The organism is Natrinema salsiterrestre, assembly GCF_029502005.1.
Taxonomy (GTDB): Archaea; Halobacteriota; Halobacteria; order Halobacteriales; family Natrialbaceae; genus Natrinema; species Natrinema salsiterrestre.
The window spans coordinates 430314-456332 of record NZ_JAMQOT010000003.1; the positions used below are offsets into that span (position 1 = coordinate 430314).

Consider the following 26019-nt stretch of genomic DNA (forward strand, 5'->3'; position numbering starts at 1 on the left):
CGATCACACCTCCGTCGCGAACACGGTCGCGGTGACGCCGTTGACGTGGCCGTGTTCCGCCGTCGTGAGGACGCGCCCCGCGTCGGGAACCTGTGTCGACGCCGTCCCGCGGAGCTGTTTCACGGCCTCGACGTAATTCAGCAGCGGCGTCACCATCGGCGGATGGCCCCGCCCGAGACAGCCGCCCGACGGGCTTATCGGAAACGGCCCGTCCGGTGCAGTGTGGTCCTCGAGACAGGCGTCGACACCGCGGCCGCGTTCGGCGAGGCCGAGCTCTTCCGTCACGATCGCTTCGATGTGCGGAAACGGCGCGTACGGTTCGAAAACGTCGATATCGGCGATCGAAACGCCGGCGCGATCGGTCGCCGTGTTCGCGGCGCGTCTGACGGCCGGCAGTTCCGTGATCGACGTCTCCCGACTCATCAGGAAGTGACTCGCCGTGTGGTGGTAGCCGGTTCCGTCCACGGCTATCTGCGGCGATGACGATTCGTCGACGTCGTCCGCCGTGAGTAGTATCGCGGCCGCACCGTCACAGGGGGCCGGACAGTCGAACAGTCGGATCGGGTCCGCGATCAACCGTGCGTCGAGTACGTCGTCCCGCGACGGACTCTCGTCGAAGAGTCCGTTCGGATTGGCGGCCCCGTTTTCGCGGTTTTTGACGACGATATCGGCGAGATCGCCGCGATCGATCCCGTACTCGTACGCGTACCGCTGCATGCTCTGTGCGTACGCCGCCGGAACGGTCATGCCGATCGGCGATTCGAACTCCGCGTCGAACGACTTCAGGATGTAGTCGAAGTACGGCCCCGTCGTCTCGACGATCGAGTTCCGTTCCACCGCCAGCACGAGCGCGGTCTCGACCGTCCCGTCGCGGATATCCGACACCGCGGAGTGAAACGCGTTCCCGCCGCTCGTCCCGCCAGTCGAGACCTCGAGCGAGCGATCGACCTCGAGTCCGAGCACGTGCAACAGATAGGTCGAAAAGAACCCCTGTGGCGTCCACGGGCGCGGCGCGGGCATGTAGAGCCCGTCGACGGTCGAGAGCTCGAGCGACGCGTCCTCGAGGGCGTCTCGAACGACACGCAACGCGAGATCTCGCTCCGGGACCGAATGCGTCCCGTTCGGAACGGTACCGATACCTGCAACGGCTGGAGTGGTAGTGTCTGGCACGATATGATATAACAGACCAGAACGGATTATATACATTTGCATGACGCCGCGGAAGCGATCGGAGCTCCCCTGCAGAACCGGTCGGGAAGAGGGAAGGGTATGGATTTTGTTCAACTATTCACCAAAGCTTCGTATATTTTCCGACAGAGAAACAACTGTTTTGAATTTACGGGCGCTATTCGCTCCGATGAGCGTCGTCGAGTTCACAATCGATAAGTAACCGGGTGGAGTGGTATTCGACGAAAGACACTCTACACATCATGGGACTTGACACAAACGATCGGGCGATCGCCAGCTTCACGATGGCAGGCCACTCGCTCGTCCACTGGTTCGAAACGTCGATTCCGATCTTTCTGGTCGTCTGGCTCGCGGAATTCGACGTGTCCGTCGCACTGATCGGCGTCATCGTCGCGCTGGGATACGCCCCGTTCGGGCTCGGCGCGCTCCCCGGCGGGATCCTCGCCGACAGGTTCGGTCCGAAGCGCCTCATCTTGCTCTGTCTCGCCGGGATGAGCGGTGCGTTCCTCCTGCTCGCGCTCTCGACGTCGATTTACACCGTCGCGGTCGGGCTGGTCTGCTGGGGGATCGCAGCGAGCGTCTACCACCCGGCAGGGCTCGCACTGATCAGCACCGGCGTCGAGGAGCGAGGTACCGTCTTCGCGTGGCACGGCATCGCCGGCAACGCCGGCATCGCCCTCGGCCCGTTCGCCGCAGCGACGCTCCTGTTCGTCCTCGACCAGTGGCAGCTCGTCGCCGCACTCCTCGCGATTCCGGGTCTCATTGCGGCCGTCTACGGTCTCCAGGCCGACTTCGACCCGGTCGCAGCCGAAGCCGACGCCGACGTTAGCACGGACGACGCTCTCTCGCTTTCCGAGTTCATCTCCAACTCGCGAGTGCTGTTCGCGAGCGCGTTCGCCGCCGTCTTCGTCATCGTCACCTTCGAAGGGCTCTTCTACCGAGGAATGCTCACGTACCTCCCGGAAATTCTCCACGGCCTCCCCGCCATGGACGACGTGACGCTCTCGGCCGGACTCGAGGGGATCGAACCCGGCGATTACATCTACGTCGGCCTGCTCGTCATCGGAATGGGTGGCCAGTACGCCGGTGGCAAACTCACGAATCGCGTGTCCGCCGAACGGGGACTGATGGCGATCTTCGCCGTCCTCTGCGTCCTCGCGCTCACGTTCATTCCGGTTACCTCGATGGGTCTTCTCCCCGTTATCGCACTCTGTGCCGTCCTCGGCTTCTTCCTCTTCGCGATTCAGCCGTTCTATCAGGAGGCGGTCGCAGTCCACACGCCCGCCAACACGCGCGGCCTCTCCTACGGCTACACCTACCTCGGCGAGTTCGGACTCGGCGCGGCGAGCATCGCGATCGGCGGGTTCGTCCTCGGCGGGTTCTCGACGGCGACGTTCTTCGTCGTCCTCGCGACGTTCGCTCTGACCGGCATGGCGCTCTCGGCCGGCCTCCTGTTCACCCTCAATCGAGCCGGGTGGTGGGAGACCAGCCCCACGAGTACGAAGTCCGGGGATTGACCAGGTCGACGACAGTCGCGACGCCGTCGGCCTCGACACCGACATTCACCGTCTCGATCCATCCGAACGCTCTCGATCGTTCCCACCGGTCACCCGGCGACTCCGGTCAGGTAACCGAACCCGACCGGTGACCGCCCTCCGGCTCGAGTAATACTTATACCAGTCTGTGTTCATTGTGATCTATGAGCACAAAACGACCCCTAGCCGAAAAAACGGCGTTTATCACGGGCGCGAGTTCCGGAATCGGAGAGGCGACGGCGGAGGCCCTCGCGGTACAGGGCGCAGACGTCGCGTTGGTCGCCCGACGGGAGTCGAAACTCGAGTCAATCGCGGAGCGGATCGAAGCGGAAACCGAGCAAACCGCGCTCGTCCTCCCCACCGACGTCACTGACAGCGACGCGGTCCGGGACGCGGTCGAACGGACCGTCGACACGTTCGGCCAACTGGACGTGCTGGTCAATAACGCGGGGATCGCCACCGGAAGCGACGTGACGGTCGAAACGATGCCCGCCGAGCAGTATCGGACCGTCATGGGAGTGAACGTGGACGGGATGTTTTTCGTCACGCAAGCGGCGATTCCCCACCTCCGCGAGACGTCCGGCATCGCGGTGTTCGTCGCGAGTTTCGCCGGTCAATACCCTCGGCCGGGAGCGCCGATCTATGCGGCGACGAAGTGGTGGACGCGAGGCTTCGCACACAGTCTGGCGGGATCGCTCGGCGCGGACGAGATCGGGGTGACTGTCATCAACCCCTCCGAAGTCCGAACGGAGTTCGGAAAGGAATACCGGGACCAGGTTTCCGAAGATCGATACGAACCGAACGAAGTAACCGAGCCGGACGCGATCGGCGATGCAGTCGCCTTCGCTGCCCAGCAAGAACCGCCGAACGTCGTGTCGGAAATGGACCTGTACCGGCGCGATAAGTTCTCGAATTTCTAAGCGAGTCGACGTCTAGTGGAGATTTCTGGGGGAGTCGCCAGCTATCAGAGTCCCCGATGAAGGGGTGCTCTGCGTCTGTCAAACGGCGTCGATCACGAACCGGATCGACACCGTCGTCGCTCGGTGACTGGGATGTCGTCTCGTACTCCCGTCCCTACCTGCGGTGTCCAGTTCGCTCTCGACATCCCGTTCGCCCTCAGAGAACGAAACGCGAATCGTTCTCTCAGAGCGAACAGTGATGAATCGGGACTCGGAGCAGCCGTCACCGGGAACCGTCGTTCGACGATACGAATGATTAATCACCGAGGGTGGTGTTATCACACCGTATGTCTACGGAAACGAGATCGGACGGGTACGTGAAATCCGATCAAACGGTGTTCGCCATCATCGAAGCGATCCATCGAGCGGAGGAGATCGGCGTAACGGAGCTCGCAACGACGCTCGACATGTCGAAGAGTGCCGTTCACAAGCATCTCAAAACGCTCGAGAAACACGGATACGTCGTCAACAAAGACGGACGGTATCGGCTGGGGCTCAAACTGCTCACGCTCGGCGGTCACCTCCGCGATCAGGACAAGTTCTGTCGGGCTGTCCGGTCGGTGATCGACGAGTTGGCCGACGAGAGCGATCAGATGGTTTCGTTCATTCTCCGCGACGACGTCCACGGCGTCTTCGTCTTCATCGAAAACGATCGGTACGGACTGCGGAAACCGGTACCGCTCGGCAATCGATACCCGATCCACCAGAACGCGGCGGGGAAGGCCATTCTAGCGAACCTCCCCGACGAGACGATCGACCGGATCATCGCGGAGACCGGATTGCCGGGTGAAACGGAGAATACGATCACGGAGGCCGACGAACTCCGATCCGATATCGAACTGATCCGCGACCAGGGATACGCGACGAGTACCGGGGAACGACTCGAGGGGATTCAGTCGATCGCCGCCGCCATCGAAAGTCCGGATACGGACCAGATCGGCGCGATCAGTATCACCGGGCCGGCCGAACACTTCACGCAAGAGCACGTTCACACCGGATACGCCGAAATGGTGATGGAAGCCACGAACGAACTCGAACTCCGCATGCGGTACGCACTCGAGTGACCGCTCTCGAAGCCTCCCCCGAGTCCTCCGTTCCGCGTCGCGGGAGGCCACCGTTCACTGTCAGCGAACTCATCGAACTCCGGACGGAAAACGAGAAGTGACTGTCTACCGAACTCCGTCTCTCTGGCCAATATCGTTCGCTCGTGTTCACTGTGAGGCGTGCAGCCGGTACGAGAGGATTCCAGGTCGAACGAAGACGGCGAGCGAGACGAACCGGGAGTCGGACGCTACTTTCCAACCGTACGGTCGGAAAGCAATGTATTTGACGTCGGCGGCCGATCGCTCTCACAGACATGGCAGAACCGGTAGACCGGTCCCGGGGCGAGGTGCATCGCGATGACTGAATCGATGGATCACCGCTGCTCGTGTAAGGTCGGGCGAAAGCGCCGGAAGTACGATCTCGACGGATTGAACGGGGAACTCCGAGAGCGACGGTTCGATCACGGCGCGAGTCTCCGCGATCTCGCAGAGTACGTCAACCGACGAATGCTCGAAACGGCGATCGAGCGGGCCGGACTCGACTTCACGGACGTCGCGTACGGTGCCGTCAGCCCCGACGATGCACTGGCAGTCGTATACGAGACCCTCACGGGCGATGGAGTTCCTGCCGACCGCGAAGTTCGCGTCCGAACCCGTCTCGAGCAACGCGGGGTCGACATCGAGGTGATCGAATCGGATTGGGTCACGCATCCGACGATCCGGGCTCATCTCAACGAGTGTCTCGAGATCGAAACGAGTCGATCGAGTCGAATCACTCCCGATGACTCGAGGGACACGATCGAATGGGCACGAACGCGATGTGCCCGAGTCGTCGACCAGACCGTGTCACGACTCATCAGTTCCGGCCACGTCACAGTATCCGACCCGGACATATCCGTATTAATACGAATAACCTGTTCGGATTGCGGCCAAACGTACCGGCTATCGGAGCTGCTAACTGAAGGTTCGTGTTCCTGTCACTCGGATACATAATACGATAGCGGATGAAACGAGTTCGACCCAGTAATCCCACAGGAGCCGTTAAACGGCCGTCAGAGACGTAAACGAGTCCTGAGTTAGTTGGCGTTTGTCGTATTAGATACATCTAATACGGTCCGGGACCGGTTGATATCATGATACATCATACTAAAACGACGGATTGTAGCCATCGATTTTAAATAGTCCGTCGCCATTATGAGCAATGATGTCAACGACGGGTGCGGGAACGGATGAGACGACAGTTACCGATGCGACTCGGATCACAGTGACAAATATCGGCGGTATCGGAACCTGTTCGCTCACCATTCGAAAGGGGGAAACGCTTCTCACTGGACGAAACGCGACGAACCGGACCAGTCTATTGCAAGCGATCAACGGTGTCCTCGGCGGGACCGCTGCGACGTTAAAGAGCGACACTGCGGAAGGCGAGGTCGTCTTGAAACTGGACGACACCACCTATACTCGACGGTTCGAACGAACGGACACCGGGATCGAAGTGAGCGGCGATCCGTACGAGACTGACAGCGACCTCGTCGATCCGTTCGTTTCCTTACTCCAGAACAATCCCGCACGACTGGCGGTCGAACGAGGGGACGACCTCCGCGATATTATCATGCGACCGGTCGATACGGAGACCATCGAACGACGAATCCGAACCCTCCAAACGGAACGCGAGGAGATAGCCGACGAACTCGAAACCGTCGAGGCGCAGTCGAAGCGATTACCGACGCTCGAGGAACGACGACAGACCCTCGAGACCGAACTCGAGGCGATCGACGAGCGAATCGACGCGGCTCGAGAAGCCGCGGCCGAGTTCGAGGCGAACGCCGAAATGGCCGAAGAAGCCGAAGCCCTGGTCGATCGACTCGACGACCGTCGCCAGGACGTAAGCGAGGTGGAAGACGAGCTCGAACTGGTGGAAGCCGAACTCGACGCCCTCCGCGACCGACCGGCCGAACTCCGCGCCGAGCGAGAGGAAGTTCCGGAGCATACTCAGGCGGACCTCGAACGAGTGCAAGACGAAGTACGAACGCTGCGGTCTCGAAAACGAGACCTCGAAAATACGATCGCGGATCTCTCGTCGATCGTCGATTTCAACGAGACCGTGCTCTCGGACAGCGGGTCGGACGGTCCCGCCTCGACGACCGACACCGCGGATCCGGTCGCGGAACTCGCCCCGTCGGACGAGCAGGAGATCACCTGCTGGACCTGTGGCAGTACTGCCAAACGCGGAACGATAGAAGAGCAGTTGGACAACCTCCGGGGTGTCGTTTCCGAAAAGCAGACCGAACTCGGTGATCTGACGGATCGAATCGACGAATTGACCGCAGAGGAGGACGCCGTTCGGGAAGCGATCGACACGCGAGACCGTCTCACACGAGAGCTCGAAAACGTCGAAGCGAAACTCGAGTCGAAGCGAGCGCGACGCGAAACGCTCGAGGAACGGATTTCCGAGCTGCGTGAGACGATCACCGAACTCGAACAGGAGGTCGCGATCACGGAAGACCTCCGGAACAACGATCTCCTCGAGACCTACGAGGAAATCAGCGACCTCCAGTACGAACGGGGACAAAAGCAGGAACAGCTGGAGACGGTCACTGACGAAATCGAGGAGATAGAGTCGCTACCGGATAAATCGCGGCTTCGAGACCGACTGGACGAGATCCGCCGGGAGTTACGCGAGGAGCGCGGTCGAGTGGACGACCTCGAGTCGCAATCGGTGTCGCAGTTCAACGAGCACATGGCGGAAGTGCTAGAGCTGCTCGATTATCGGAACATATCGCGGGTCTGGATCGAGCGGAAAGGAGAGCGCCGGAACGACCGCAACGAGGGTTCGACCTTCGATCTCCACATCGTTCGTGAGTCGGAGACCGGAACGGTTTACGAGGATTCCGTGGACAACCTGAGCGAAAGCGAGCGCGAAGTGATCGGGTTGGTCGTCGGGCTCGCCGGCTATCTAGTCCACGAGGTGTACGAAGAGGTGCCGTTTATGTTGCTGGATTCGCTGGAAGCGATCGACTCGGAGCGCATCGCCGAGCTCATCGAGTACTTTGCGGACTACGTCCCGTACCTCGTCGTCGCCTTGCTTCCCGAAGACGCGTCCGGAATCGCGGACGAATACCAGGAGATTCCGGCAACTGAACTCGATTGAGCCGGAACGATACTGCAATCGGACGCGACTGGCTTCGATAGGCGACGGCGAACGAAGATCGCGGTCACGGAAAGGCAATCACGGACCCGAAGAGGGCTTTAGCGGTCGGTGTGCCTGATTACGAAGCATACGGTACTCCGTGTCAGCGACGGAGTGGCAGCAGCACTGCTCCCATCCCGGGCGGATGGAATGCATCGTCTATCGATCCGTTCTGTACTGGACTTTTCGGTTAGACTAATCAGTTAGCCTAACTGGATTTGGCCGCATTGAACGCCAAAGTATCAGTTTCAAGTATAAATAGAGATCTCGACACCAATAGTCGCAATCGCTCGAGAAGGACTTCCCGGAGTTGGGACGCGAGTTCGATTCACGGCCGTTCGCCGGTGGCTCTCCGAATCCCGCATTCGTTCTGAAATCGAAATCACGGTCGACGACTCCGGTACCACTGGCCGATACTACCGAGCCAGTCGGAACGAAATCGAGGCATACGCGGACTCTTTCGACGAATTCGATATTCGTAGCGATCCGTTTCCGAGAGGCAATCGGAACTATAGTATGAAATCCATTTCAGCAGAGGGGCAAGCTACACGCGATCAACAGCCGTCTGCAGAGGAGCAACTTCGAGCCGCTAACTGAGGGAGTCAGGTCGCTACAATATCTGTCTTCAGAGAGATAGAAATAGGTATCTCTCTGATTCCACATATGTCTTAAATGCTATTCGATGAAGTCGCGCCTGGAGACCTTCGCCAACGGACACCGCTACGAACTGAGACTACCGAGCAAGGAACGCAGAATATATAATTTTGAGTTATAATATGATGCCCGTATTTCGAGACGGGAGACCGCAGGTACCGCGATCACGAGTCGAGCCGTCCGGTTACCGCCGCCGAGCCCCTTCACGAGCGCTGATCCGCTCAGAACGCACTGTCGGCGAAGCCGCCGTCGACAGTGACGACTTCGCCGGTTACGAAGGAGGCGGCGTCACTGGCGAGGAAGATCGCCGCGCCGACGATCTCCTCGCGTTCCGCGACGCGACCGAGCGGGGTTCTGTGATCGATGCGGTCGCGCTTCTCGGTTCCCTCGGCGTACGTCTCCGCGTTCTGAGGCGTGATAACGAATCCGGGCGCGATCGCGTTGACCCTGATATCCGGAGCGAGTTCCGTCGACGATGCGCGAGTGAAGGCGTCGACGCCTCCCTTGGCAGCGGTATATGCCGGGAGGTCAGCCATCGCGAGTCGGGCCGCGATGGACGAGATGTTGACGATCGAGCCGCCGGCCTCCATCGCCGGAGCGAACGTCTGTGTCACGCGACGGACCCCATCGAGCGCGACGTCGGTGACGAAGTCCCACTCGTCGTCGGAGATATTCCGGACCGACGCCCGGGAAACCGCCCCTTGCGACGCGACGACGGTATCGATGCCGCCGAGTTCCTCGACGGCCGTTTCGCGGACGCGCTCGAGCGAATCGGGCTCGGTCACGTCGCAGGTGATTCGCGTCGTTTCGACGCCTCGGGCTTCGATCTCCGATGCCGTCTCGTCGACCTTCGTTTCGTCCCGGCTCGTCGCGATGACGTCGGCCCCCTCTTCGGCGAAGCCGAGGGCGATCGCCTGTCCGATCCCGCTCGTCCCGCCCACGACGACGGCTCGTTTGTCGGCCACGGTCACCGGGCTGTGCTGGTACTCGACCATGCGACAGTCGACCCCGGCCCGACACATTAGGGTTACTCTCCCGATCCGACGGCCGTTCGACGGGGCGGCGGCGAGTACCGGCCCGTGCCCGGTCCGTTCCCGTTCCGGTGCGGACCGTGTGACCGGTTCCCCATCGATGTAGAGCCGGTGGTAGCGAGTCCCGTCCGCCGGACGTTCCGTGTGCTAGCTGTGGTCTCCGCGGCCATCGGTCGTTTTTTATCAAATCGGGAGGTAACCCAGGCCATGCGAGAGTGGCTCGACGGCTACGAGGAACGGACGTGGCAGACGACCGAAAGCGGGACCGTACGATACGCCCTGATCGGCCTGGGCTGGTGGACGATCGACGTCGCACTGCCGGCTATCGAGTCGTCGGACCTGGGCGAGGTGTCCGTTCTCGTCAGTAGCTCGACCGAGAAGGCGGCGCGACTCGCCGACGAGAACGACGTCGCACGCGGAATCGGTTACGACGAGTTCCACGACGGCGCGGCCAGCGACGAGTACGACGCCGTCTACGTCGGGACGCCCAACGCCTATCACCTCGAGTACGTCGAGAGCGCCGCCGAGCTGGACAAGGCGGTTCTCTGCGAGAAACCGATGGAGGCGACCGTCGACCGCGCCGAGACGATGGTCGAGCGCTGCGAGGCGGCGGACGTGCCCCTGATGATCGCCTATCGCATGCAGACCGATCCGGCCGTTCAGCGAGCGCGCGAACTGATCGCGGACGGCTTCGTCGGCGACCCGGTGTCCGTCTACGGGCACAACAGTCAGCCCCTCCTCGAGATGATCCCCGATCCGGACCAGTGGCGGCTCGACCCCGACCTGAGCGGGTACGGGACTTCGGTCATGGATCTGGGCATTTACTCGATCAACACGGCCCGGTACCTGCTCCGGCGCGAGCCCGTGAGCGTCCAGTCCGAAATGGCCTCGACCCACGAGGCCTTCGCCGACGTGGCCGACGAACGCGCTTCGTCGCTGTTCGTCTTCGAGGACGACGTTCAGATGATTTCGACCGCGAGTCAGAACGCCCACGAGGACACCCACCTGAAGATTACGGGGACGGAGGGGCAGATCGAACTTCGGCCCGCCTTCCACGGGGAGTGCTCGCTGCACTGCTCGCGGGGAGACGTCTCCGTCACGGTCGAGCACGACAGTTTCGACGCCGAACGCGAGATGGAAGAGGAGTTCGACTACTTCGCCGACCGAGTGCTGGGCGACGAGGAGATATATCCCGACGGGCGACACGGCCTGCAGGACATGCGGATCATCGAAGCGCTCCACGAGTCCGCCGAGCGGGGTGAGCCGGTCGCCCTCGAGTGAGTGTGCGGTCTCGCGGACGTGGTCACCGGTCGGACGGCTCTCCCGCAGCGACTGAGCGACGTTCGACCGTACGTGACCGAACCGCGCAATCGACGGGTTTTGATCGGCTTGTCTGTCAAGCGCGATCGGACGAGTCGCCGTCGTCGGAACGTATCCCTTTTCCGCCGTTCACCGACCTATTGGTACGAGAACGTGCGCCGGTCTGCTCGAGAAAGGCACTGATAGCCGGTGGCGAGGTGCTTCCGACAGCGGATCGCCGGGAACTTCTGACCGGCCTTTCACTGCGTGTTCTGTAGAATCCGTTCGTGCGTGACCGCTTTCTCACATCGGTCCCTGCTCCGCCCTCGCTCCGCCGACGGGCCACTCCCCGCGGGCCGACCGCGACCCGCCAACCGCAATGGGGCTCCTGATGGTTTACAAGCATAGTTATGTCATAGAAACTGTCGAGCGCCGAGCCCTCCCGACGGTATTCGCTCGTGCTCTCCACCGGGGACAACGACAGCCGAGCCAGCGGAGGACATCCGTGACGTCGAAGGATAAATATTATAGCATCTGTGTGAATGTATTGCTGCCGGACTAGTATTCGAAATCGGTCGGGCCGCTGTGACGAGCTGCCTCGGTTCATCACTGCGAAACGGAGATGATTCGTCGAAATAACGGACCCGATTCCTCCCGACTACGTCTCGAGACGGACGTCAGTGGTCGAGAACAGACAACCGGACCTGTAGAGAACCGGTTCCGAGTAATCCGGTCGTCACGGTGTCTGCGTTCCGATCCCCCCGCCGAAAGTGGCGTCAACCACAACATTTGTACGACGGGCATCAGTGACAACCAGTATGACAGACGATTCGAGTGGCGGGCGACGAACCAAGGTCGAGCGCGTGATGGACCAGTACGGACTCGAGGAGTGGGGTCCTCGACTGGAAGCGGAGTGGATCGGTGACGAGACGGAGCGAACGAGCCTTCGCGACCTCGCGACCGCGTTCAATCAGGCCGTCCTTCGCGCGGCCGTTCGCGACGCGGGAACGTCCGTCCTCGAAACCGATATCGAATCCCTCTACCGAATATTGACGGACGACGACGTGTCGCGGTCCGATGCAGTCCGGAAACGTCGCGAGCTCGAGCGCTCCGGGGTCGACATCGACGACGTCCGTTCGGACTTCGTTACCCACCAGACTATTTACACGTATCTCACGAACGTTCGCGATGCCTCCCTCCCCGAGGAAGACACCGGAGACCGCATCGACCGAAAGAAAGAGACCGTCCAGCGACTCGGCGGACGCACCCAAGTCATCACAGAGTCTACACTCGAAGAGCTGAGCAACGCAGGCGAGATCGCGGACCGAGAGTACGACGTGTTCGTCGACGTCCGCGCGATCTGTGGGAACTGTGGGGCCGACTATCCGGTCGCCGACCTGCTCGAACAGCGGGGCTGCGATTGTGACGAGAGCGACGCAACGTGATTCAGTCGCGGAAGCCGGCTGTAACCAAACAACATTTATTTGAGCGGCATGAAGGGACCGTCGTGTCATCTCAAGAGTCAGTCACCTCGTCGATCACCGTTCAGGCGGAGAATATCGGGGGCATCGACAGCACCGAGGTTCGGCTCGAGCCCGGCGTGAACGTCCTGACTGGCCGAAACGCGACGAACCGGACGTCGTTTCTCCAGACCATCATGGCGGCGCTGGGAAGCCGACGGTCGTCGCTGAAAGGCGACGCGGACACCGGTTCCGTCGAATTGACGTTCGACGACGAACGGTATACGCGATCCCTCGAGCGACGCAACGGTGAGGTCGTCTTCGACGGCGATCCGTACCTCGAGAACCCGGAGCTCGCGGATCTCTTCGCGTTCCTGCTCGAGTCGAACGAGGCGCGCCGGGCCGTCAGGGCCGGCGACGATCTCCGCGAACTCATCATGCGCCCCATCGATACGGACGAGATCGAGGCCGAAATCAGCAGCCTCGAGGCCGAAAAGCGGGAGTTAGACGACCGCCTCGAGGAGCTCGCACGGCTCGATACCGAACTCCCCGATCTCGAGGAGGATCGCGTCGCGCTCGAAGACGAGATCGAGACGAAAACCGAGCGGATCGACGCCCTTGAAACCGAACTCGAGGCGTTCGATCTCGACGTCGAGGCGAGTCGCGCCCGCAAAGACGAGATCGAATCGGCGTTCGCCGACCTCCAGGAAGCCCGCACCGAGCTCGAATCCATCGAGTACGACCTCGAGACCGAGCGGGAGAGCTACACCGAACTGGAGGGGGAACGCGACGAGCTCGAGCAAGAGCTCGAGGCGTTCGGCGACGAGCAGGAGTCGCCGGACCGGCTCGAAGGCCGAGTACAGGAGCTTCGCGCCCGGAAGCGGTCGCTCGATACGACCGTCAGCGAGCTCCAGAGCGTGATCCGGTTCAACGAGGAGCGACTCGCCGAGGACGGGTTCGAACTCGATCTCGAGGAGACGGTCGAGTCCGACGGCGAGACCGACGACGACATCACCGAGCAACTCCTCGCGGACTCCGACGACGTGATTTGCTGGACGTGTGGCTCCCAGGTCGATCGCGAACGGGTCGAGACGACGATCGATCGATTGCGATCGCTCCGGCAACGGAAACTCGACGAACGAAGCGAGCTACAGGAACGGATCGACGAGCTCGCGACTCGGCGGAAGGAGCTCCGCGAGCGGTCCCAGAAACGCGGGGAGATCGAGACGCGACTCGAGGCGATCGACGACGAACTCGAGCGACGGGCCCAGCGGATCGAGGACCTCGAGGCTGACCTCGAAGACCAGCAGGCTCGCGTCGACGACCTCGAATCGGACGCCGAAACGTTCGAAAACGCGGAATACGGCGATGTCATCGAGACCCACCGCGAGCAGAACCGACTCGAACTCGAACGGGAGAACCTCGAGGCGGAACGCGACGAGGTACAGGCCCGGATCGACGAAATCGAGGGGCAGATCGAGGAACGGGACGAACTCGCCGGGCGGCGTGAAACCGTCGAGGACGAGCTGACCGATCTCAGAACCCGCGTCGACCGGATCGAGGAGAATGCCGTCGATGCCTTCAACGAACACATGGACTCGATCCTCTCGATCCTCGAGTACCGGAACATCGATCGGATCTGGATCGAACGTCGCGAGACGACGGTCCGCGAGGGGCGTCGAAAGGTTTCGCGGACCGCGTTCGACCTGCACATCGTTCGGACGACCGAGGACGGGCGAACCTACGAGGACACCGTCGACCACCTCTCGGAGAGCGAACGGGAGGTCACGGGACTGGTCTTCGCGCTTGCCGGGTATCTGGTCCACGACGTCTACAAGGTCGTCCCGTTCATGCTGCTGGATTCGCTCGAGGCGATCGACTCGAACCGGATCGCCGACCTCGTGGAGTACTTCGAAGAGTACGTCGACTGTCTCGTCGTCGCCCTGCTTCGGGAGGACGCCGAAGCGCTCGCCGATTCGTACACGTACGTCGAGCAGATCTAGCCGGCGCGATTGTGACTCGTCCCCCTGTTCGACCGGTCGGTTCCGGCCCGGAGGGCGACCGGGTCGACGAAGGTCGTTCTCGCCACCCACCGTCTCCCATTTCCTATCCACAATAGTACGTAAATCGCCTCGTATTTGGGAAGTGATAGTAATACAGAGCGGCGACCGTTCGAAGGACATCTCGTCCGTGTCCGAAATCGAATTCGGTGACATGCGACTGCTCGCCGCATTAATCGGGCTAATAGCGTTCGTCGAGCGGATCGGTCACGGACGGGTTCAAGCGAGACAGTGATTTTGTCGGGTTCGATCTTTCGAAGCGAATATCGGCCCGCTTCCTCACATCCGCTGTGAGAAATACCGCCAGCAAGCGACGAGCGTCTCTCTGGAACTGATCGATAGTAATTCGCTAGTTATCAGGACATGTCTGCTCAGAGAGTACTGTAATATTTGGATATGTGTGCTGTGTTTTCGCTCTCGGATATCGACGGCTAGCGGATTCGGTTCGGAGTCTACCCGTGACGATTTCCCTACCGATCGTTGTGAGACGACGGTTTAATCGCCGGGTGCGGGGTCGGGTCGATAGCCGCGACTGATGACCTTCCAGTGGCCGGCGGCGAACCGGTAGTACGTGACGGCGGCAGGAACGAGCGTCTCGAGGATCAGTGCCGCGTAGAGCGCACCGATTCCGAGGGGCGTGACCGCCTCGAGGAACGGTACCGGGACCGCGATCGCACCGAGCGCAGCGACGGGGAGTGCGAACACGTATAGCCCGAGTAGCTGGCCGTAGAACGGCCAGCGCGTGTCGCCGCTCGCGCGGAGCGGTCCGGTCGCGCCGCCGCTCACGCCGCGGAAGACGACGCTCGCGCAGGCGACGACAATGAACGTCGTCACGAGCGGCCGGACAGACGGATCGTCGACGAAGAGGCTTCCGACCTGTCCGGCGAAGACGAGCACGACGGTCGCAGCGAAGAGATACACGGCGGTCCCGAACCAGAGCACTTCGTAGCCGTACGTGTCAGCGTCCCCTTCGTCGCCGGTTCCGAGTTCCTGTCCCACCAGACTACTGGACGCGAGCGAAAACCCCCAGCCGGGCGTATCCATCAGATCCCGAACGCGCCGCGCGATGACGTATGCGGCCACTACGTTCGGACCGAACAGCGCGACGATGGCGAGCATCGGAAACTGGGCGGCCCGCCGAGCGACGTTCGTAAACACCAGCGGCGTCCCGATATCGATCACGTTCCGGACGTCCTCGAGGGTCGTGTACGGCCGAGCGAAGCGGACGCGAACCGGAAACTCGCCGATCAGGGGTAACCGCCCGAACGCGAACCCGGTGACGAACGCCGTCAGTACCAGGACGTTCGCCAGTACCGTTCCGATCGCCGCACCGACCACGCCCCACTCGAGGACGAACAGCAAGACGGCGTTGACGGCGATATTGACGACGGCGCCCCCCGCTCGGAGTACCATGGGTGTCCACGCGTCGTCGGCACCGACGAGGGTTCGGCTTCCGATCAGGTTCAGCGCGGCGAAGGGAACGCCGAGGGCGACGACTCGAAGGTAGTCCCCGCCGTACGCGAGCGACGTTCCGTCGTTCCCGACGAGCGAGATCAGTCGTTCGGGAACGGTCCAGTAGAGGACCGCGAGCGGAACGGTGACCGCGACGACGACGAGCGCACTGGTCGTCACCGCACGCGACAGCTCCTCGGTCGCCCGGACGCTGTATCGCTGGGAGACCAGACTGATCGTCGCCCCGGCGATCCCGCCGCCGATACCGAACGCGATCGCCCAGAAGGGCGTCGCGAAGCCCACCCCAGCGATCGCTGCCGGACCGAGGGCGATCCCGACCATCGCCACGTCCGCCGCGGACTTGGACATCCGGGCGATGCCGGTCACGATCCGCGGCCAGGCGAGGTCGGTGGTCCGCTCGGCGCGGTCCGAGTCGATGAGACCGACCCGCGCGAGCAGATACCCGATCGACAGCAGGAGCCAGCGGAACGGATTCGGCACTCGAGAAGCCACGATCTCCCGTACAGGATTCAGCGCTAAAACGCTTTATACATCACCGTTTTATCATTATCGATGTAGTTCGATAGGCCGTCTCACGGGCGATAGGGAACGATCGATTCAGATATTACGACAGCTCGACAGGAGACGAGCCCGTCGCCGGGCTACCGGGCGCCCGAGCGAGAGCAGTCGAAATCTCGGCCGTTTGCTACGAACCGGTGGCGCGGGTGCAGGCACCACTGGCTTGGCCCGTACCGGCGCACCCTCCGGTGTGAGTGGACGATTTTCGAACGCGGACGTCGGAAAACCGGTCGAGAACGAGACCGGAGAGGTATTCGGTCGGATCATTGAAACGCGGGGTGATACCGTCAGCGTCGAACCGAACCCCGGAGTGATCGCGTCGGTCAAGGCGGCTCTCGGCTGGAAACGAACACACGACGAGACGCTGGTGATTCACGAGGACGCGATCGAAACGGTGTCCGACGATACGGTCCGGCTCGAGTCTGACCTCGACGTCGCGGCCATGCGGGCCGCAATCGGCGAACGAGACCCCAGTCCCGAGACGTTCGATGTAGGGTTCGATGCGAGGCGAAGCCGCGACGAGACGGAGCCGTTCACAGCAGTGGACGCGGATAGAGAGACGGACAGTGCCGACGAACCGGAGCCGTCCGAAAAGCGCCACCCGGCAGCGGAAGCCGACGAAGGCGGTACGGAAACCGACTCTATTCGCGCGAAAGTCGGCGACGATTCACCCGAACCCGAAAACCGAGAGGCCGATCAGGCTGCGAGTAAACCGACGAAACCGTCGGTTCCGGGGCGCTGGAACACCCCGAAGGGTCCTCCGCGCTCGACGGAACCAGCACGAGTGATGACCTCGAGATGGGTGACGACGTTACTCTCGAGATGGGACCGCGGCCCGAAGAGACGGCGGGGGAACTGACCGACTCGATGGACCACACCCGGACTCCCGAAGGGAACACACCCGATGAAGCCACATCGCCCGAAGAGACCGGAGACGAGCGGAAGACGACTGAGAACGGGTCATCGACCTCGAGCGACGAGTCGATCGGACGCATCGACAGCACGTCACTCGAGGACGTCAGCGACGGAGTGGACGCCGACGAACGGCGTTCGTCTGAGGACGCTAATCTGGCGGACGAACTACACACGGGGACCGATATCGAGCCACTCGAGGAACCGGGCGAATCCGAGACGGTCACTGTCGACGCGAGGACGGGCGGCGAAGCGAGCGTCGCACCCGACGAAGGAGACTCGAGCGTGGATCACGAATCAGCGACGACGATCGATCGGGCGCTGGGTCCCGACATCGATCCCGACACCATCGAGGGTCAACGCACCGACGTCGGGAACGGCGTCGAAACGGCCGATCGCCGAATCGCCACCGATGACCGCGATATCGATCGTCGGTCCGCCGACACGGGCAGTGAGCACGAGAGAACGACGGTCTGTAACCGTGAGATCGAGTCCGACCGTGTCGCGGCCGAAGAGACAGCACCGGACGAACTCACAGCGATGGACGGACGTCATCGACCCACACCGGTTTCGGCACTGTTCGCCGGCCAGCGAGCGGCGCTCGAATCCGGAACCCGAACCGTCCAGCACGGGGTCGAAGCCCAGCGGCGGATTGCCGTCGGCGCACTGTCCGGGGGGTTGGCACTGCAGCGCCAGCAGCTGAAGCTGGTCGAGAGAGCGACCAGCGCGCCGTTCGAACTCGTCACCGCGATATCCGGCTCGGGGCGCGGGGAGACTGACCCCGGACTCGGTGACCGACGCGACGAACTCGAGCAAGGGCGCGAACAACTGGTGTCCGACGCCGACCCGACGTCCCTCCCGCTCGAGTTCGTCGACGGGCTCGATAGGATGTCTCGCAAGCGCCTCACGGATGCGGATATTACGTCGCTCGACGACCTCGCCCGGGCGAACAGCGATACCGTCGCCGAGGCCGCCGGCGTCACCGAGAAGCGCGCGAAGAGCTGGATCGAACGGGTCGAGACGGAAGACCGGTCATGCCGTCAGTGGAACCCGCGATCCGAAATCGGATTCGATCGGTGTCCGGCCGCTGTGGAGTGACTATCGGTACCGATGCGCCCAGATTTATTATATTCGAGAGGCTCCGTAGGAGCGTAGTACCACGAACCCTCCCGCAATGACCAGCCCTGATCGATACAAACTGTTCGGCGTCTACCTCTCGGAGGACGTCTACGACTCGCTCGCGGACTTCCTCTACGAAGAGGCCGGCGTCGTCGAGTACGACACTTACTTCGAGACGTCCGACTCCGGGGTTCCAGCGGGCGATCCCGGCGCCGAGGCGACCGATCAACTCGTTTCGGACCTCGTCACGGCGTTCGCAGACCGCTACGACGAGGCGGATTTCGACGCCGCTCGGCGAGTCGACGACGACGCGTTCGTTCTCGCACATCTCGCCGCCGATCCGCGGACGGTGACGCGTGCCCGCGAGCGATTTCAGGCTGCCGCGACGATTCAGGACGCGGACAGCCGAACGGTTCACACCGCTATCGTGGCGGCACATCTCGGCGACCGGACCGATCTCGAGTCGCCGTAAGCGGTCGCCGCTCGGGATCACGAGGCTGTTCGCGCGCTGAGGACGGCCTCGAGACGTCCCGCTCGACACGAACGGTCGTACTCAGGCCTCCTGCAGATCGACGATGCTCACCCAGTGATCGCCGTACTCGGCCTCGTGGTCGCTGGCATCCCTGTTCGCGTCGGCCCAGTCCGTGTGCCTGCGGTCGAAATCGCAGCTGTCACACTGCAGCTGGTATGCCATGTTGGGTGCTACCACCCCAGTCGGCTTAAACCTCCCCGCTCCGATCTCCTGTGGGTAGTATCTGCACGTCGGTTTCGATGCCGGTTTCGAGGGGCCGATAGCTGAGGCCCTCGCCTGATAGGTATTCGAGTCCTCGAGCGAAGAGCAATCGATTTCGAACCACTACTCAGGTGATAGGAGGGACCGTGGTTGCTATAAGATACAGGCAATCCACACTCTCGGAGCGACGATCCGGTCCAAGCTGGAATTAGGAATTGAACCTAACTCTCTACCGAACATATGGTAGTGCCTCGCCTTGAGGGCCGTTCCAGCGCGTTGCCGTTCGAACGATCACTTCGAATTCGAATCACAGTCGCCTGCGGTGGAATCCGATCGTCCGAAATCGTTCTCTGTCAGGTCACGGTACAGTCCCTACTCGGATAAAAGTTGAGAGTGACGGCAGAGCGATCTCCGGTCGGTGATGATTGCGTACGGTTTCCCTATCGATTCATCCCAAGGCCGTTTGATTGCTATGACCACAGGAGGTGGTGATACGGCATCGTTGTCTCGCCGGACTTCTTCACTCCACTACGCGCGTCTCGTCCAGTTCAAATCTGTTCCCCGTTACGAACCCGCCCCTCGTGACAACAGTAGTGGGTTGGGGCAGATTTGAACCACGTCGAGACGGTCGCTCTCACTTCGTTCGGCCGCTGCAACTCGTCTAGTTCAAACTACTGACTATTTTTGCCGACACGGACTCGTCGCTAGGCTCCTCGTCGTTGTGTCGGCAAAAGTGGGTTGGGGCAGATTTGAACCACGGTCGTTCCGCTCCGCTCCACTCCCTGATTCAAATCTGCCCAACGTGACGATCCTGTTGCTCGCGGGTTTGCTCGCGACAGAAGTAGTGGGTTGGGGCAGATTTGAACTGCCGACTTCCTCCGTGTGAAGGAGGTATCATAACCGGACTAGATCACCAACCCGCACGAGGTGCTACCTGTGCGTTCGACTTAAGACTTCCTTTCACCGATCGCCGTCGGACTCGCTCGAGCGGCCAGCCACGAGCCGCTTCTGCACCGAATCGACGGCTCCGCGGGTGTGCGCCACCGCCCGGCGCTCGAGTGCGGTCGCGTCTGCCACCGCGCCCTCGAGCCGGCTGGGTTCCGGATCCGGGTCGTCGCGTCCGAAGAGTGCTCGAACGCGAGTCGTCGGTGCCTCGAGTGCGTCAGTAACGCCGAGGCGGGCGTGTTCCGCGGCGCGGGCGAGGTAGTAGCGGCTGTCTGTGAAGTGTTTGTTCATCTGATTCTCTTCCGTAGAGAGGCATCCAGCGAATATAGTCCTTTCGTAGACGACAGAATCGGACGGTCCGCGAAACGGGCGGCTTCCGTCGGGGTCCGACCACCGGATGCCGCCTCCCCACAACAAGAGCGAGCGAAGACCGGTCGCTATGGCGGCCCATCGATCGAATATTCCCGTGCTTCGTGATCACACGCGACATCCGAATTCCGCAAATAACCGGCGTTTCACCCGGTAACACTCCCGTTAGCGAGAATATAACCGGTACGGGAACGAACCAGATAACGTAATGCAACCACAGAAGCGGTTCGCGGTGACGGATCGATTCCAGGAGATTCACGGACGACATACAACGGCCTCGAGAACGGAGGTGGGCAACTGATGGCGTTCGAGAGCGGAGTCGGTGCGGTACTGCTGCTCGTCGGTCGGTTGCTCTTCGGCGGACTCCTCGTCTTTCAGGGAGTGAACCACTTCATGCAGACGGACATGCTGGCCGGCTACGCGGAATCGAAGGGCATCCCAGCGGCGCGGTTCGGCGTCGTGGCGTCGGGAGTCATGCTCGTCCTCGGCGGCCTCGGCATCGTCCTCGGCGTCTACCCCGTGATCGCCGCGGGGATGCTGGCGGTGTTCTTCCTCGCCGTCACGCCGTTCATGCACGACTTCTGGGCAGTCCCGGAGGAGCAACAGCAAAACGAGATGACTCACTTCCTCAAGAACGTCGAACTGCTGGGCGCCTCCTTGCTCGTGTTGGTTCTCGCGGGCGAGACCTGGGGTTACGCGCTGAATATCGGACTGTAAACTGGCTACCGCTGTGCGTCGCTTCTATCGAATCGTCGTGAAACCCTCGTTTTCCACGCTCGAAGCCACCAGTTCCCCGTCACGTCGGTCGGAACCGAGCGTCGATCCAATTTTGTTTGGGGTGTGATTCAAGCGGTCGGTCAGTGAAAGGGGGCTATGGCAACGAAAGAGACGGCCCCCGTTCGCGGAGAAACGAAGCGGTTCCTCGTGGAGTGCGACGGCTGTTCGTACGAGCGATCGGCTGAGGGTCGTGACGAAGCGATGCGAATCGGAACCGACCACCGACTGGAGACGGGCCACGAACCCGTCGCCGTCGAACTCCCGCCCCCAACAGAGAACGCGTAAGTCCCCTCGCAGTCTCGGGGACGATACGCGACGAGGATGGGGTTATATCCGGTTCGATACGGTCACTGCGGAGTCTCCGCTCCCGGCGAACTACTTGAACGAACTGGGGTCGGTGGCTGTCCGGGCCTAGTAATCGGGTGCTTCCTCCGGTTCGCCGTCTCGAGCGTTGACGACGCGGGCAAACGTAAATAGCCCGTCCGAGAGCCGATTGAGGTACTGGACTGCGTCCTCGTTGATCTGCTCCTCTGCGGCCAGTGCGACCGCTCGGCGTTCCGCCCGCCGGCAGACCGTCCGGCAGTGGTGGAGCGCCGCTCCGTGTTCACTGCCCGTCGGGAGAATAAACGAGGTCAGGGGCTCGAGTTCCTCGTCGTACTCGTCGATCCAGTCCTCGACGGCGTCGACGTGTTCGGGACGGATCGCCGGGTCGTCCTCGTCGGGATCGGGGTTCGCGAAGTCCGCTTGCACGACGTGGAGGTGGTTCTGAATCGCCGAGAGCCGCTCGTTAATGTCGTCGTGGTCAGTCGGTCGGACGGTTCCGATCAGGGCGTTGAGTTCGTCGACCGTTCCGTAAGCCTCGATCCGTGGGCTCGCCTTCGAAACGCGAGTCATGTCCCGGAGGTCCGTGTCTCCGTCGTCGCCGCGGCCGGTATAGATCGACATGGATGGGGGGACGGCGGGAGCATACTTAACTTCCCTGTCACCCGGAACGCAGACCGTTGCCAGCGATTCGGTCGCGGATCCGCCTGCCGCAGAAACCAATATGTTAAAATCGCTTCGCACTCTACGGCCGCGCATGGCTATGGAACTCGTCCACGAGTGTCCCAACTGCGGGGGCGAAAAGACGTTCTACCGCGCCGCCAGCACGACGCTCCACCTCGGCGAGAAGATCAAGTGGCACTGCCCGGACTGCGATTACGGATTCGTCCGCATCGGCGACAACGGAACCGCCGTCGACTCGAGTACCGCGTAAACCCGGCGTCCAGCCCCGATATCGACCCTTTTCACGGAATGGCGATTCGGAATCTGCATCGACGTCCCGACGATCTCCCTCGAACGAGTGCGGAACGAGAGAGCCGTCCGTAGCGGTGAAGGAACGGGTTTCAAGTAGCGTGTTACTCGCTAGGCGGTATGAATCGTCGTTACTTCCTCGCGGGGACAGCGACTACCGCGCTGGCCGGCTGTGCGGGAGCGTTCGGTACCACGAAGCGTAGTCGGCTCGACCTCACCGTACAAAACGATCGCGCCGACCAGATCACGGTTCGGATTACGGTCAGCGACGAGGAGGGAACGATGTACGAAGACGCGTCCGATCGAATCGATAGCGGTGTCGCCCGAGCGTTCGAGGTGATCGCAGGCACGGAGGGGCGTCACGAAGTAACCGTCTCAGGTGAGGATTGGCGCGGCCAGCTCGCCTGGCACGCCGATACCTGTGCGCTTTTCGATGGGACGGTCAGGGTGACGCCCGAAAGCGTCGAAGTGGCCAGCGAGTGCATCGAGCAGCGATAGTCCGTCGGTCTCTCCCCGCCGGCTCGAAACACCATGGGTCGGAGACTCCCGTCAGGACTCGTCCTCGAGCGCCTGCCACGACAGCCGCGGCGTCCGCGCGGCGCTCGTCTGATCGATCCGGCGTGCGGTAGTGCGTTCGGGTGCGTCTGCGAGTGTATCGTCGTCCTCGGCGGCGACGGCGTTGAACGCGGCGGCGAGTCTGTCGAGCGTGTCCTTGCTCTCGACTTCGGTCGGTTCGGTCATCAGGGCTTCTGGGACGATCTCGGGCCACTTGGTCGTCGGCGGGTGGACGCCGTAGTCGAGCATCCGCTTGGCCACGTCGGCCGCGTCCTGCTCGCCGGCGCTGGCGACGAACTCGTGGTGGAAGGGACCGTACGGCACGTCGTACTCGATCTGCTCCGCGAGGTAGTTCGCGTTGAGCACCGCGGAGGCGCTCGCGTCCGACAGGCCGGCGTCGCCGAGGCGTGCGATGTAGGCGAACGCTTTGACCAACACCAGCCAGTTACCGTCGAATCCGTGGACCTTGCCGATGGTGTGCTCGGGGTCGAAGCGTTCGTAAACGGGTTCGTCCGCCTTCGACGTCCCCTCGCGTTCGCGAACGCGAGGTGCGGGCAGGAACGGTGCCAGCTTCTCGACCACGCCGACCGGCCCCGCACCGGGCCCGCCACCGCCGTGGGGCGTCGCGAACGTCTTGTGGACGTTGTAGTGCATCACGTCGAAGCCCATGTCGCCCGGCCGGGCACGGCCGAGCAGGGCGTTCAGGTTCGCCCCGTCGTAATAGAGTAATCCGCCCACGTCGTGGACCATCTCGGCGATCTCCGCGATGTCGCGTTCGAACAACCCGAGCGTGTTCGGGTTGGTCAGCATGAGCGCTGCCGTCTGCTCCCCCAGCGCGGCCTCGAGCGCGTCGAGATCGACCCGCCCCTCGTCGTCGCTCGGAAGGGAGACGACGTCGTAGCCGCCCAGCGCCGCAGTCGCGAAGTTGGTCCCGTGGGCGCTCTCGGGGACGATGACCTCGTCGCGGTGGCCCTCGCCGTTGTGCTCGTGGTAGGCCGCGGCGACGCGAATACCCACGAACTCGCCCGCTGCTCCCGCGGGCGGCTGCAGTGTCACCGCGTCCATCCCGCCGATTCGGGCGAGGTAGTCCTGTAATCGATACAGGAGCTCGAGGGTGCCCTGAACGGACCCCTCCGACCGGTCGGGGTGGACGGCAGCCGACGGGAGCGCGGCCACGTCCTCGGTGAACTTGGGGTTGTACTTCATCGTACACGACCCCAGCGGGTACGGGCCGCTGTCGATCCCGTAGATCATCTGGGAGAGCCGCGTGTAGTGACGAGCGACTTCCGGTTCGGAGAGTTCGGGTAACTCCAGCGCGTCACGCGTCAGATCGTCGGGGAGCGGCGAGGTGCCGTCGTCGTCTCCCGCATCACTGGCAGCGCCGATCTCGACCCGCGTCTGATCCTTCTCCGAGAGCAGCGGCTCGTACTCGCCGTCCTCGACGTATCGGGCCTGATCGTAGCGCGACTGTGCGGCGTCGGGGTCGTCGGTCATCGCGCCACCTCCTCGAGCGCCTCGGCGAACCGATCGAGCCGATCGCCGGACACGCCGGCGACGCAGACCTGAATCTCGTGATCGCCGACGACGTGAACCGCGAAGCCGAGGTCCTCGAGGTCGTCGGCGACGGCCCGTGCCGGTTGATCGACGCGCGCGACGAACTCTCGGAGGTGGTATCGGTCGTGAACCGGCGCGCTGACGCCGACGATGTCGTCGAGACGTTCCGCGAGATCCCGCGCTCGCCGGACGTCCCGTTCCGCCAAGTCGACCATTCCGCTCGGGCCGAGAACGGCGGCGTGCATCGCGGTTCGAAGCGCGACCCAGGCCTGATTCGTACAGATGTTACTCGTCGCGCGCTCCCGTCTGATGTGCTGTTCGCGCGTCTGGAGGGTGAGCGTGAACGCCCGGCGATCGGTCGCGTCCTCGCTCGCCCCGACCAGTCGGCCGGGGACCTGCCGGAGGTAGTCCTCGCGCGTCGCGAAGAGGCCGAGTCCCATCCCGTAGCTCGTCGGCAGACCGAGGACGCTCGCGTCGCCGACGACGACGTCGACACCGACGTCCGCGGGCCGCTCGAGCAACGACAGGGCGACCGGGTCCGAGCCGAGCGCAAAGAGGGCGTCGGTATCGTCGGCGATGTCGCCGACAGCGCCGAGGTGCTCCTCGATCGTCCCGCGAACCGTGGGGTTCTCGGCGTAGATCATGACGACCTCCTCGTCGACGGCCGCCTCGAGCCCTGCGAGATCCACGTTCCCGTCGTCGACCGGATAGGTCTCGACTGCGAGATCGGTTCCGGCAACGTAGTTTGCCAGCGTACTCCGCCGTTCCTCGCGCAGGAGGTCGGGGACGAGCACGCGGTGGCCCGTGGTGTCGCGGACCCGATCCGCCAGCGTCGCGGCCTCGCCCAGCGCCGTCGCGGCGTCGTACATCGAACAGTTCGCGACCTCGAGGCCGGTCAGCTCGACCAGCAGCGACTGGTACTCGAAGAGGGCCTGCAGAAATCCCTGGGAGATCTCGGGTTGGTACTGGGTGTAGGACGTGAGGAACTCCGAGCGGTCCGCGAGGTGATCGACCAGCGACGGGATATAGTATCCGTAGTGGCCGCGGCCGAGTAGCTCGGTCTGGTCGTCGTTGCGACCCAGAATCGAGCGTACCAGTCGTCGAGTCTCTCGTTCCGTTCGCGCGTCGATGTCGAAACTCCCCTCGAACTGGACGTCCGACGGGATGTCGAAGAGATCGTCGACCGTCGCCGCGCCGACGGCATCGAGCATCGCCGTGCGATCTTCCGCCGTATGAGGAGCGTACGGACTCCCCGTTGCGTGTGATCCGTGCATGATTAGCAGTGGTCTCGATCGATCCATCCGTTCGCTCC

At 62.5% G+C, this 26019-nt stretch carries 23 protein-coding genes and 1 tRNA gene; 15 read left to right on the forward strand and 9 right to left on the reverse strand.

The window, feature by feature from the left end; all coding sequences use genetic code 11:
- Positions 1-3: 3 nt before the first annotated feature.
- Entirely contained in the window at positions 4-1170 is a 1167-nt protein-coding gene (locus tag NDI89_RS11615) for a thiolase family protein (protein WP_277521749.1), read from the reverse strand.
- A gap of 260 nt (positions 1171-1430) precedes the next feature.
- Here NDI89_RS11615 and NDI89_RS11620 point away from each other — a divergent pair, with 260 nt between their 5' ends.
- The 5 genes from NDI89_RS11620 to NDI89_RS11640 all read left to right on the forward strand — a co-directional run bounded on the left by NDI89_RS11620 (position 1431) and on the right by NDI89_RS11640 (position 7876).
- On the forward strand, positions 1431-2705 hold the full coding sequence (locus NDI89_RS11620; RefSeq protein ID WP_277521751.1) for an MFS transporter: 1275 nt from the start codon (positions 1431-1433) through the stop codon (positions 2703-2705).
- A gap of 182 nt (positions 2706-2887) precedes the next feature.
- Complete coding sequence (locus tag NDI89_RS11625; protein ID WP_277521752.1) at positions 2888-3643, forward strand: SDR family oxidoreductase; 756 nt, start codon at positions 2888-2890, stop codon at positions 3641-3643.
- Positions 3644-3969: 326 nt separating this feature from the next.
- Entirely contained in the window at positions 3970-4746 is a 777-nt protein-coding gene (locus NDI89_RS11630) for an IclR family transcriptional regulator (RefSeq protein ID WP_277521754.1), read from the forward strand.
- Positions 4747-5082: 336 nt separating this feature from the next.
- On the forward strand, positions 5083-5718 hold the full coding sequence (rdfA, locus tag NDI89_RS11635; RefSeq protein ID WP_277521755.1) for a rod-determining factor RdfA: 636 nt from the start codon (positions 5083-5085) through the stop codon (positions 5716-5718).
- 208 nt (positions 5719-5926) lie between these two features.
- Positions 5927-7876 carry an archaea-specific SMC-related protein gene (locus NDI89_RS11640; RefSeq protein WP_277521757.1) on the forward strand — a complete coding sequence of 650 codons (1950 nt, stop codon included), beginning with the start codon at positions 5927-5929 and terminating at the stop codon, positions 7874-7876.
- A gap of 914 nt (positions 7877-8790) precedes the next feature.
- Here NDI89_RS11640 and NDI89_RS11645 read toward each other — a convergent pair.
- On the reverse strand, positions 8791-9564 hold the full coding sequence (locus NDI89_RS11645; RefSeq protein ID WP_277521759.1) for an SDR family NAD(P)-dependent oxidoreductase: 774 nt from the start codon (positions 9562-9564) through the stop codon (positions 8791-8793).
- A 243-nt stretch (positions 9565-9807) separates the two neighbouring features.
- Between NDI89_RS11645 and gfo6 the strand changes: the two genes are divergently transcribed.
- The 3 genes from gfo6 to NDI89_RS11660 all read left to right on the forward strand — a co-directional run bounded on the left by gfo6 (position 9808) and on the right by NDI89_RS11660 (position 14362).
- Complete coding sequence (gene gfo6 / locus NDI89_RS11650) at positions 9808-10881, forward strand: D-xylose 1-dehydrogenase Gfo6 (protein WP_277521760.1); 1074 nt, start codon at positions 9808-9810, stop codon at positions 10879-10881.
- A gap of 836 nt (positions 10882-11717) precedes the next feature.
- Complete coding sequence (rdfA, locus tag NDI89_RS11655) at positions 11718-12344, forward strand: rod-determining factor RdfA (RefSeq protein WP_277521761.1); 627 nt, start codon at positions 11718-11720, stop codon at positions 12342-12344.
- Between the two features lie 62 nt (positions 12345-12406).
- Positions 12407-14362, forward strand: a complete 1956-nt coding sequence (locus NDI89_RS11660; RefSeq protein ID WP_277521762.1) for an archaea-specific SMC-related protein — start codon at positions 12407-12409, stop codon at positions 14360-14362.
- A gap of 552 nt (positions 14363-14914) precedes the next feature.
- On the opposite strand, the gene NDI89_RS11665 is transcribed toward NDI89_RS11660, so the two are convergent.
- Positions 14915-16372, reverse strand: a complete 1458-nt coding sequence (locus tag NDI89_RS11665; RefSeq protein ID WP_277521837.1) for an MATE family efflux transporter — start codon at positions 16370-16372, stop codon at positions 14915-14917.
- A gap of 268 nt (positions 16373-16640) precedes the next feature.
- On the opposite strand from NDI89_RS11665, the gene NDI89_RS11670 reads away from it, so the two are divergent.
- The 3 genes from NDI89_RS11670 (at position 16641) to NDI89_RS11680 (ending at position 18953) form a co-directional block, all read left to right on the forward strand.
- Positions 16641-17309: a hypothetical protein gene (locus NDI89_RS11670; protein WP_277521763.1), complete on the forward strand. Its 669-nt coding sequence runs from the start codon at positions 16641-16643 to the stop codon at positions 17307-17309.
- Complete coding sequence (locus tag NDI89_RS11675; protein WP_277521765.1) at positions 17249-18460, forward strand: helix-hairpin-helix domain-containing protein; 1212 nt, start codon at positions 17249-17251, stop codon at positions 18458-18460. The genes NDI89_RS11670 and NDI89_RS11675 overlap by 61 nt, the downstream gene beginning before the upstream one ends.
- Before the next feature lie 76 nt (positions 18461-18536).
- On the forward strand, positions 18537-18953 hold the full coding sequence (locus NDI89_RS11680) for a hypothetical protein (RefSeq protein ID WP_277521767.1): 417 nt from the start codon (positions 18537-18539) through the stop codon (positions 18951-18953).
- Positions 18954-19034: 81 nt separating this feature from the next.
- On the opposite strand, the gene NDI89_RS11685 is transcribed toward NDI89_RS11680, so the two are convergent.
- The 3 genes from NDI89_RS11685 to NDI89_RS11695 all read right to left on the reverse strand — a co-directional run bounded on the left by NDI89_RS11685 (position 19035) and on the right by NDI89_RS11695 (position 20450).
- Entirely contained in the window at positions 19035-19175 is a 141-nt protein-coding gene (locus NDI89_RS11685) for a hypothetical protein (RefSeq protein ID WP_277521768.1), read from the reverse strand.
- Positions 19176-20059: 884 nt separating this feature from the next.
- Positions 20060-20134: transfer RNA gene (locus tag NDI89_RS11690), tRNA-Val, on the reverse strand.
- A gap of 40 nt (positions 20135-20174) precedes the next feature.
- Positions 20175-20450 (reverse strand): DUF7553 family protein, encoded by a 276-nt coding sequence (locus NDI89_RS11695; protein ID WP_277521770.1) that lies wholly within the window; start codon positions 20448-20450, stop codon positions 20175-20177.
- Positions 20451-20828: 378 nt separating this feature from the next.
- On the opposite strand from NDI89_RS11695, the gene NDI89_RS11700 reads away from it, so the two are divergent.
- The gene (locus NDI89_RS11700; protein WP_277521772.1) at positions 20829-21245 is read left to right on the forward strand and encodes a DoxX family protein; all 417 of its coding nucleotides are present in this window, start codon (positions 20829-20831) and stop codon (positions 21243-21245) included.
- Between the two features lie 156 nt (positions 21246-21401).
- Positions 21402-21590, forward strand: coding sequence for a hypothetical protein (locus NDI89_RS11705; protein ID WP_277521774.1), 189 nt, complete (start codon positions 21402-21404; stop codon positions 21588-21590).
- A gap of 126 nt (positions 21591-21716) precedes the next feature.
- Here the strand turns inward: NDI89_RS11705 and NDI89_RS11710 are convergent, their stop codons facing one another.
- Positions 21717-22250 carry a cob(I)yrinic acid a,c-diamide adenosyltransferase gene (locus tag NDI89_RS11710; protein ID WP_277521776.1) on the reverse strand — a complete coding sequence of 178 codons (534 nt, stop codon included), beginning with the start codon at positions 22248-22250 and terminating at the stop codon, positions 21717-21719.
- A gap of 133 nt (positions 22251-22383) precedes the next feature.
- Between NDI89_RS11710 and NDI89_RS11715 the strand changes: the two genes are divergently transcribed.
- The gene (locus tag NDI89_RS11715; protein ID WP_277521778.1) at positions 22384-22560 is read left to right on the forward strand and encodes a DUF7838 family putative zinc beta-ribbon protein; all 177 of its coding nucleotides are present in this window, start codon (positions 22384-22386) and stop codon (positions 22558-22560) included.
- Between the two features lie 158 nt (positions 22561-22718).
- Entirely contained in the window at positions 22719-23096 is a 378-nt protein-coding gene (locus tag NDI89_RS11720; RefSeq protein WP_277521780.1) for a hypothetical protein, read from the forward strand.
- Between the two features lie 51 nt (positions 23097-23147).
- Here NDI89_RS11720 and gcvPB read toward each other — a convergent pair whose 3' ends face one another.
- Both gcvPB and gcvPA read right to left on the reverse strand, forming a co-directional pair.
- Positions 23148-24647 (reverse strand): aminomethyl-transferring glycine dehydrogenase subunit GcvPB, encoded by a 1500-nt coding sequence (gcvPB, locus tag NDI89_RS11725; RefSeq protein WP_277521782.1) that lies wholly within the window; start codon positions 24645-24647, stop codon positions 23148-23150.
- The gene (gcvPA, locus tag NDI89_RS11730; RefSeq protein WP_277521784.1) at positions 24644-25981 is read right to left on the reverse strand and encodes an aminomethyl-transferring glycine dehydrogenase subunit GcvPA; all 1338 of its coding nucleotides are present in this window, start codon (positions 25979-25981) and stop codon (positions 24644-24646) included. The genes gcvPB and gcvPA overlap by 4 nt, the downstream gene beginning before the upstream one ends.
- Positions 25982-26019: the final 38 nt, after the last annotated feature.

Bases quoted from the DNA above. Each gene is read 5' to 3' on its own strand.
- NDI89_RS11620 (WP_277521751.1), top strand. From the start codon at position 1,431: ATGGGACTTGACACAAACGATCGGGCGATCGCCAGCTTCACGATGGCA.
- NDI89_RS11625 (WP_277521752.1), top strand. From the start codon at position 2,888: ATGAGCACAAAACGACCCCTAGCCGAAAAAACGGCGTTTATCACGGGC.
- NDI89_RS11630 (WP_277521754.1), top strand. From the start codon at position 3,970: ATGTCTACGGAAACGAGATCGGACGGGTACGTGAAATCCGATCAAACG.
- rdfA (WP_277521755.1), top strand. From the start codon at position 5,083: ATGACTGAATCGATGGATCACCGCTGCTCGTGTAAGGTCGGGCGAAAG.
- NDI89_RS11640 (WP_277521757.1), top strand. From the start codon at position 5,927: ATGATGTCAACGACGGGTGCGGGAACGGATGAGACGACAGTTACCGAT.
- NDI89_RS11645 (WP_277521759.1), bottom strand. From the start codon at position 9,564: ATGGTCGAGTACCAGCACAGCCCGGTGACCGTGGCCGACAAACGAGCC.
- gfo6 (WP_277521760.1), top strand. From the start codon at position 9,808: ATGCGAGAGTGGCTCGACGGCTACGAGGAACGGACGTGGCAGACGACC.
- rdfA (WP_277521761.1), top strand. From the start codon at position 11,718: ATGACAGACGATTCGAGTGGCGGGCGACGAACCAAGGTCGAGCGCGTG.
- NDI89_RS11675 (WP_277521765.1), top strand. From the start codon at position 17,249: ATGGGTGACGACGTTACTCTCGAGATGGGACCGCGGCCCGAAGAGACG.
- NDI89_RS11680 (WP_277521767.1), top strand. From the start codon at position 18,537: ATGACCAGCCCTGATCGATACAAACTGTTCGGCGTCTACCTCTCGGAG.
- NDI89_RS11685 (WP_277521768.1), bottom strand. From the start codon at position 19,175: ATGGCATACCAGCTGCAGTGTGACAGCTGCGATTTCGACCGCAGGCAC.
- NDI89_RS11695 (WP_277521770.1), bottom strand. From the start codon at position 20,450: ATGAACAAACACTTCACAGACAGCCGCTACTACCTCGCCCGCGCCGCG.
- NDI89_RS11700 (WP_277521772.1), top strand. From the start codon at position 20,829: ATGGCGTTCGAGAGCGGAGTCGGTGCGGTACTGCTGCTCGTCGGTCGG.
- NDI89_RS11705 (WP_277521774.1), top strand. From the start codon at position 21,402: ATGGCAACGAAAGAGACGGCCCCCGTTCGCGGAGAAACGAAGCGGTTC.
- NDI89_RS11710 (WP_277521776.1), bottom strand. From the start codon at position 22,250: ATGTCGATCTATACCGGCCGCGGCGACGACGGAGACACGGACCTCCGG.
- NDI89_RS11715 (WP_277521778.1), top strand. From the start codon at position 22,384: ATGGCTATGGAACTCGTCCACGAGTGTCCCAACTGCGGGGGCGAAAAG.
- NDI89_RS11720 (WP_277521780.1), top strand. From the start codon at position 22,719: ATGAATCGTCGTTACTTCCTCGCGGGGACAGCGACTACCGCGCTGGCC.
- gcvPB (WP_277521782.1), bottom strand. From the start codon at position 24,647: ATGACCGACGACCCCGACGCCGCACAGTCGCGCTACGATCAGGCCCGA.
- gcvPA (WP_277521784.1), bottom strand. From the start codon at position 25,981: ATGCACGGATCACACGCAACGGGGAGTCCGTACGCTCCTCATACGGCG.